Origin of the sequence: Kitasatospora sp. NPDC001261 (assembly GCF_042896795.1) — a bacterium.
GTDB lineage: Bacteria > Actinomycetota > Actinomycetes > Streptomycetales > Streptomycetaceae > Kitasatospora.
Genome location: NZ_JBIAXP010000018.1, coordinates 77326 through 83799 on the forward strand (window position 1 = coordinate 77326; position 6474 = coordinate 83799).

The window sequence follows — 6474 nt, forward strand, 5'->3', positions numbered from 1 at the left end:
CGGCTTCAGGAGTGCCGCAGCTCCGGCGGCGGGGTGCGCTTGGCGTCCATGTCGTCCACCCGCACCAGGCTCCCCCAGACGGCCATCCGGTAGCGCGAGGTGTACACCGGCGTGCAGGTGGTCAGGGTGATGTAGCGGCCGGGGCCCTCGTAGCCGGAGCGGGCCGGGACGGGCGCCACGATGCCGGTGTCGTACTTGGACGTCTCCGCCAGGGTGCTGTCGACCTTGTAGACGTACCACTTGTCCCGGGTCTCGACCACGACGGCGTCGCCCCGGTGGACGGCGTCCAGGTCGTGGAACTTGGCGCCGTGGCCGTCCCGGTGGGCGGCCAGCGCGAAGTTGCCCTGCTGGTCCCACGGCATCGCGGCCCGGTAGGGCTGCTCGTAGACGCCCGCGACGCCGTCGTCCAGGACCTCGGTGGAGGTGCCCATCCGGATCAGCACCTGGTAGTCCCGGCCCATCGCCGGGACGTGCAGGAAGCCGACGTCGTCCCCGGCCGCGAACTGCTTCGGCACGGACCCGGGCTCGGCACCGGGGGCGCCGGGAGCAGCGGACGCGCCGGGGGCCGGGGCGGCGCCGGGCGTCGCCCCGGGGCCGGGGCGCGGGCCCGCGGCCCAGCTGCCGCGCAGCCGGTCGGCGGCCGCCGAGGCCGAGCGGTCCGCCTGCACGTTGGTCCACCAGAGCGAGTAGCCCACGAACAGGCCGAGCACCAGGCCCATGGTGATCAGCAGCTCGCCGAAGACCCCGAGCGCGGCCAGCGCCCGGCTCCGGCCCCGCCCGGCCCGCGGCTCGGGCGGGGCGAAGGCCTCCTGCGCCGGTTCGGCCGATCGCGCGCTCTCGTCCTGCATCTGCGGTGCTCCCCCTCCGGGCCGGGCGGCCGGGCGGCTACCCGCCCGTGATCGCGGCCGGCTTGCCCTGGGCACGCGGCCGTTCCTCGATCATCTTGCCAAAGACGATGAGGCGGAACTTGGAGGTGAACTCCGGCGTGCAGGTGGTCAGGGTGATGTAGCGGCCCGGACCGGCGTACCCCGCGCCGTTCGGCACCGGCTTGATCACGCTCACGTTGTTGGGGGAGGTCTCCGGGATGCCCCCGGTGACCTCGTAGGTGTAGTAGCCGGCCGCGGTCTCCACCACGATCTTGTCGCCCTTGCCGAGCTGGTTGATGTACCGGAACGGCTCGCCATGGGTGTTGCGGTGGGCGGCCAGCGCGAAGTTGCCCGCCTTGTCGCCCGGCATCCCGGTTCCCGTGTAGTGGCCGACCAGGCCGTTGTCGAGCACCCCCGACTTGGAGGTGCCCTCGGCGATCGGGAACTTCAGCCCCAGCTTGGGCAGGTAGATGATGGCGAAGCCCTTGCCGGGCTCGAACACCTCGGGCTTGTCCGGCGCCGGGGCCGGCTGCCCCGGCTGGACGGGCGCGACGGCCGCGTTGAACTGCTGCTCCAGCTGGTTGCGGGCCCCGTCGGCGGCAGCGTCGGCCTGCACGTTGGTCCACCAGAGCTGGTACGCGACGAAGAGCAGCATCACCACGCCGAGCGTGATGCACAGCTCGCCGACGCTCCGGGCGGCCACCACGAGCACGGACTCCCGGGGGCGCACCCGCCCGGCGCCGCGGCCGTTCGACCGGCGCCGGCCGCTGCCGGAGCGCAGCGAGGTACGGCCCTGGGCGGCGCGGCGGCGCTCGGCCCGGCCACCGGTGGGGGCCGGTTCGGCGGCCGGCGCGCCGAGGTCCAGGGGCAGCCGCAGCTGGAGGGTCTGGTCGGGCAGCCAGGGGTACTCGGGCCCGTCCACGATGGGCTCCTGGGCCTGCTCGTACACGCCCCAGGCGTCCTCGGGCACGGTCTGCACCGGGATCCCCTGCCGGTACGGCGCACCGCCGGTGCCGTCGTCCTGGCCCGGGTACCGGGGCCCGCCGTACTGCTGCGCGGTGCCGTACGGGTCCGCCTCCGGCTGGAAACGCCCCTCCGGACGCAGCGAGGTCACGCCGGTCAGCCCCGGCCGATCACCGGGGCGAGCCCGGCCGACCGGTCGACCGCCTGCGGGAAGCCGCACTCCGCGAGCCAGTTGGCGAGCATCCGGTGCCCGCCCTCGGTGAGCACCGACTCGGGGTGGAACTGCACGCCCTCGACCGGCAGTTCACGATGCCTGAGCCCCATGATCACGCCGCTCCCGGTGCGCGCGGTGACCACCAGTTCGGCCGGCACGGTGGCCGGCTCGACCGCGAGCGAGTGGTAGCGGGTCGCGGTCAGCGGCGAGGGCAGGCCCTCGAACACCCCGCCGTCCTCGTGCTCGACCGGCGAGGTCTTGCCGTGCAGCAGCTCGGGCGCCCGGCCGACCACGGCGCCGTACGCGGCCGCGATCGACTGGAGGCCCAGGCAGACGCCGAACACCGGCAGCCCGATCCGCGCGCAGTGGTGCACCATCTCGATGCAGACCCCGGCCTCCTCCGGGGCGCCGGGCCCGGGGGAGAGCAGCACCCCGTCGAAGCCCTCGTCGCCGGAGCGGCGGACGGCGTGCTCGACGGTCACCTCGTCGTTGCGCACCACCTCGCAGGTGGCGCCGAGCTGGTACAGGTACTGGACCAGGTTGAAGACGAAGCTGTCGTAGTTGTCCACCACCAGGATGCGGGGCGGAGTGGTCGGCCGGGTCGTCATGCGCGCGTGGTCTCCGTGGGGTGCGGTGCGGGAAGGGAGTGCCGGGCCCGCCGGCTCAGCCGGTCGCGGCGCCGTCGCCGCCGTCCACTGTGACGTCGCCGAAGGGGAGCAGCGGTTCCGCCCACGGGAAGACGTAGGTGAAGAGGAGGTAGACGATCCCCAGCACGAGGAGCAGCGAAATGACGGCCCGGACCAGGGTGTTCCCCGGGAGGTGACGCCAGATCCAGCCGTACATGGTGCTCCCTCGACGTAGCGGACTGGGTTAAAGAGTAGACCCGCCGTGCGCGCCCGCGGGGCCGGTCCGCTACTGCTGGCCGCCCGCCGAACGCAGCTCGGTGGTGCCGGAGTAGCCGGGCAGGCTCAGCTCGCCGCTCTCCTGGACCTTCCAGCCCAGCCCGTACGCCTGGACGTACTGGAGGTAGTTGCGGACCGTCGGGTCCGCCTCGACGGCCGAGCGCAGGGTGTCCGTCCGCCCGACCGCCCTGACCACGTACGGCGGGGAGTAGACCCGGCCCTGGAGCAGCAGGGTGTTGCCGACGCAGCGGACGGCGCTGGTGGAGATCAGCCGCTGGTCCATCACCTGCACCCCTTCGGCGCCGCCCCGCCACAGCGCGTTGACGACGGCCTGGATGTCCTGCTGGTGGATGACCAGGTCGTTGACGCCGGGCTCGGGCACTCCCGGGATGCGCGCGGTGGCGTTCGGCGGGGCGTCGTTGAGGGTGACGGTCAGCCCGCCGCCCTGGAGCGGCTCCAGGGCCGCGCCGGAGCGCAGGCCGCCCAGCTGCGCGGCGTTGGCGGGGTCGTGGCCCTGCTGCTCGGTGAGCTGCTGGGCACGGGCCTGGAGGTCGGCGAGCTGGGACTGCGCCTGCTGGTTCTGGGCGCTGCGCTGGCGGACCACGTCGCCGAGGCTGAGCAACGAGTTGTCGGTCCGCAGGTCGGTGCCGCGGGCGGTCTGCGCGCTGATGTAGAAGAGCAGTCCGGCGAGCGCGAAGACGGCGCAGGTCAGGGCACGTCCGACAATTCGGGTGCCGGAACGGCGGGTACGGGCCGGCTCAGGGGGAATCGACAAATTAGTCACCGTACCCTTATCTCCTCTAGACCCGCCGAGCCACTACGCTAACGGACGCCGGTGGCATGTGGCGGAGCGGTCCCCAGGACGTTTCTCCACAGCCGACCGCGGCCGATTCCACCCGCTGCACCCTGCGCGGTCTCACAGCGCATCGACAGGAGAGCTCCTCGTGCCGAAGTCTCGACTCCGCAAGAAGTCCGACTACACCCCGCCGACCACGGCCGCGGTGAAGATCAGTTCGGGCCGTGGTTGGGTCGCGCCGCTGATGCTCGCGCTGTTCCTGATCGGCCTGGTGTGGATCGTCACCTACTACGTGACCAGCGGCACCTACCCGGTCGAGAGCTGGCGCAACTGGAACATCCTGGTCGGCTTCGGCTTCATCGCCGCCGGCTTCGGCGTCTCCACCCAGTGGAAGTGACGCTCCGCCCGTCCTGAGGCTCGGCTTCGAGCCGTTTCCCGCCGCTCCGGATCGCTCGTCCCGGGGCGGCGGTCAGGCGTGCCCGGAGCCGGGCGGGAGCGCACCGGAATCCGGTCGGTTATCCCCACCATCGGACTGTCGGGCTTATCCACATGGTTATCCACACTGGGGAAAAGCCCCCCGGGCCTGTGGATAACTTTCCCCGGCGGGCCCGTCCACAGCTGTGCACAACTCCCCGGGAACGGGAGAACCGCACAGCAGGACACGCGTAGAACAACAGTCCACACCCCGGTGGTCGCACAGCCTGTGCACAACCCCGCACCCGCTGTGGACAAACGTCCGAGGGGTCAGGCCCCGTAGAGGGCCATCCCGGCCAGCAGCATCCCCGCCTCGACCGCCACCGCGCCCGCCACCGTCAGCCCCTGCACCAGGCCGCGGCGCTCGCGCGGGGCGTACATCAGGCCGACCGCCGTCAGCGAGCCGAGCAGCAGGCCGCCGACGTGCGCCCGCCAGTCGACGCCCGGGCGGGAGAAGGTGACCACCAGGTTGAAGACCAGGAACGCCATCGCCGGGCCGAGCGGGCCCCTGTTCCGCAGCTGCAGCACGATCGTGGCGCCGATCAGCCCGAAGACCGCCCCGGAGGCGCCCACCGAGTTCATCCAGCCGCCGGCCACCAGGAAGGCGAAGGTGCTGCCGCCCAGGCCTGAGACCAGGTAGAGGGCCAGGAAGCGGAGCCGGCCGAGCGCCTCCTCCAGCGACGGGCCGAGCCAGTACAGCACCAGCATGTTCATCCCGACGTGCCACCACTCCAGGTGCAGGAAGGTGGCGGTCAGCAGCCGGTACCACTGGTCCGGGCCGTCGGCGATGCCCGCCGGGCCGCCGAGGATGTCCCGCCCGGCGCTGAACAGCGACCAGGTCTGGCCCAGCCGCGGGGTGAGCACGAAGGCGGCCAGCACCCAGACCACGATGTTGAGCCCGATCAGCACCCGGGTGACCAGCCCGCCGTCGGCGGCCAGGGCCCCGCCGAACCGGGTGGTCGCCTGCCGCGACCCGGTGTGGCCGTTGCCGACGCACTCGGGGCACTGGAAGCCCACCGAGGCGGTCACCATGCACTGCGGGCAGATCGGCCGCTCGCAGCGGGTGCAGGAGACCCCGGTGGGGGTCTGCGGGTGCCGGTAGCAGTCGGGCGGTCCGGCCTCCGGGGACCGGTCGACCGACGGCCTCGGCTCGTCCGGGAGCATCAGCGGGTCCCCTTCCCGTACACGACCTCCGAAACCGCCAGCCTACTGCCGCGCCCCCGCCCCCGGACCGGCTCCCCCACAGCCGGACCCGGCTTTCTCCGCCCCGCCGGGGGCCCTGTCCTCACGCCCGCCCCATCCGGCCCGCCCCGGCAGGGGCCCCGCGTACGGCCCACCTCGACATGCCTCCGGACAAATCAGCATGCATGATCAGCATTCAGGTGGATATGTGCATAAAGGACACCACCCAGGAGGAGAGACTCGTGAGCTTTTCGGATTCGGCCCGTGAGACGGCCACCAGGACCCGGGACACCGCCGCACAGTTCGCGGACGGCGCCAAGCAGCGCCTCGGCCCCGCCTTGGACGCCTTCGGTCCGAAGGCCGCACAGGCCGCCCACCACCTCCGCTGCCAGTACGACCGGCACCTCGCCCCCCAGTTCGGCCAGGCCTTCGCCAACCTGCCGCCGGAGGCCCAGCAGAACACCCTGAAGGCCCTCCACCGGGCCCAGGAGGCCGCTCTGGCGGCTCGCCTGTCCGCCACCCGGGCCGCGGACCAGGCGCGCGCCACCGTCGGCCCCAGGGTCGCCCAGGCGGTCGAGGAGGCCCGCGCCACCGTCGGCCCGGTCGCCCACGAGGCCCAGGCCCGCGGCGCCGCCGCGCTGACCGCCCTCCAGGGCAACGTCAGCTCGGCCGAGATCAGCGAGCTGGCCGCCCGGAACGCCAGGAAGGAGCAGTGCAACCGCCTGGCCACCGGCCTCGCCGTGGCCGGCCTGCTGGCGATCGGCGGCGGGATCGTGGCCTGGCAGTGGTGGCGCCGGCACAGCAACCCGGAGTGGCTGGTCGAGCCCCCGGCCCCGCAGGAGCCCCGGCCGGCCGGCGCGCACGCCGCCTCCACGCCGGTGAACGGCTCCGGCCCGGAGGCCGTCGCCGAGTCGACGGACGGGTCCCCGACCGCCGGGAAGGACGGCCCCGCCGCCGAGGACGGCCCCGGGTCGCGCTGACCGTACGGACGAACGCCCGCAAACGCCGATCGGCCGTCGGCCACGATACCGGGGGACGGCCGGACCGCAACCGCGGTGTGGGGGGGTGCCAAGGAGA

Annotated in this window: 8 protein-coding genes; 2 read left to right on the forward strand and 6 right to left on the reverse strand. The window is 73.2% G+C overall.

From position 1 onward, the window contains the following. Positions 1–5: 5 nt before the first annotated feature. From ACFY4B_RS24165 to ACFY4B_RS24185, 5 genes are all read right to left on the reverse strand, one after another. Positions 6–848: a class E sortase gene (locus tag ACFY4B_RS24165; RefSeq protein WP_074001949.1), complete on the reverse strand. Its 843-nt coding sequence runs from the start codon at positions 846–848 to the stop codon at positions 6–8. A gap of 37 nt (positions 849–885) precedes the next feature. After that, entirely contained in the window at positions 886–1980 is a 1095-nt protein-coding gene (locus tag ACFY4B_RS24170; protein ID WP_053112322.1) for a class E sortase, read from the reverse strand. 5 nt (positions 1981–1985) lie between these two features. Further along, positions 1986–2651 (reverse strand): aminodeoxychorismate/anthranilate synthase component II, encoded by a 666-nt coding sequence (locus ACFY4B_RS24175; protein ID WP_074002166.1) that lies wholly within the window; start codon positions 2649–2651, stop codon positions 1986–1988. A 55-nt stretch (positions 2652–2706) separates the two neighbouring features. Beyond that, complete coding sequence (locus tag ACFY4B_RS24180) at positions 2707–2886, reverse strand: hypothetical protein (RefSeq protein ID WP_049656795.1); 180 nt, start codon at positions 2884–2886, stop codon at positions 2707–2709. A 69-nt stretch (positions 2887–2955) separates the two neighbouring features. After that, positions 2956–3720: a DUF881 domain-containing protein gene (locus tag ACFY4B_RS24185; protein ID WP_380745407.1), complete on the reverse strand. Its 765-nt coding sequence runs from the start codon at positions 3718–3720 to the stop codon at positions 2956–2958. A gap of 169 nt (positions 3721–3889) precedes the next feature. Here ACFY4B_RS24185 and crgA point away from each other — a divergent pair, with 169 nt between their 5' ends. Further along, positions 3890–4138, forward strand: coding sequence for a cell division protein CrgA (gene crgA, locus ACFY4B_RS24190; RefSeq protein ID WP_049656797.1), 249 nt, complete (start codon positions 3890–3892; stop codon positions 4136–4138). 347 nt (positions 4139–4485) lie between these two features. On the opposite strand, the gene ACFY4B_RS24195 is transcribed toward crgA, so the two are convergent. Beyond that, positions 4486–5379 (reverse strand): rhomboid family intramembrane serine protease, encoded by an 894-nt coding sequence (locus ACFY4B_RS24195; protein WP_387970907.1) that lies wholly within the window; start codon positions 5377–5379, stop codon positions 4486–4488. 260 nt (positions 5380–5639) lie between these two features. On the opposite strand from ACFY4B_RS24195, the gene ACFY4B_RS24200 reads away from it, so the two are divergent. Further along, positions 5640–6377 (forward strand): DUF5324 family protein, encoded by a 738-nt coding sequence (locus ACFY4B_RS24200; RefSeq protein ID WP_387970910.1) that lies wholly within the window; start codon positions 5640–5642, stop codon positions 6375–6377. Positions 6378–6474 lie beyond the last annotated feature (97 nt).

Bases quoted from the DNA above. Each gene is read 5' to 3' on its own strand.
- ACFY4B_RS24165 (WP_074001949.1), bottom strand. From the start codon at position 848: ATGCAGGACGAGAGCGCGCGATCGGCCGAACCGGCGCAGGAGGCCTTC.
- ACFY4B_RS24195 (WP_387970907.1), bottom strand. From the start codon at position 5,379: ATGCTCCCGGACGAGCCGAGGCCGTCGGTCGACCGGTCCCCGGAGGCC.
- ACFY4B_RS24175 (WP_074002166.1), bottom strand. From the start codon at position 2,651: ATGACGACCCGGCCGACCACTCCGCCCCGCATCCTGGTGGTGGACAAC.
- ACFY4B_RS24180 (WP_049656795.1), bottom strand. From the start codon at position 2,886: ATGTACGGCTGGATCTGGCGTCACCTCCCGGGGAACACCCTGGTCCGG.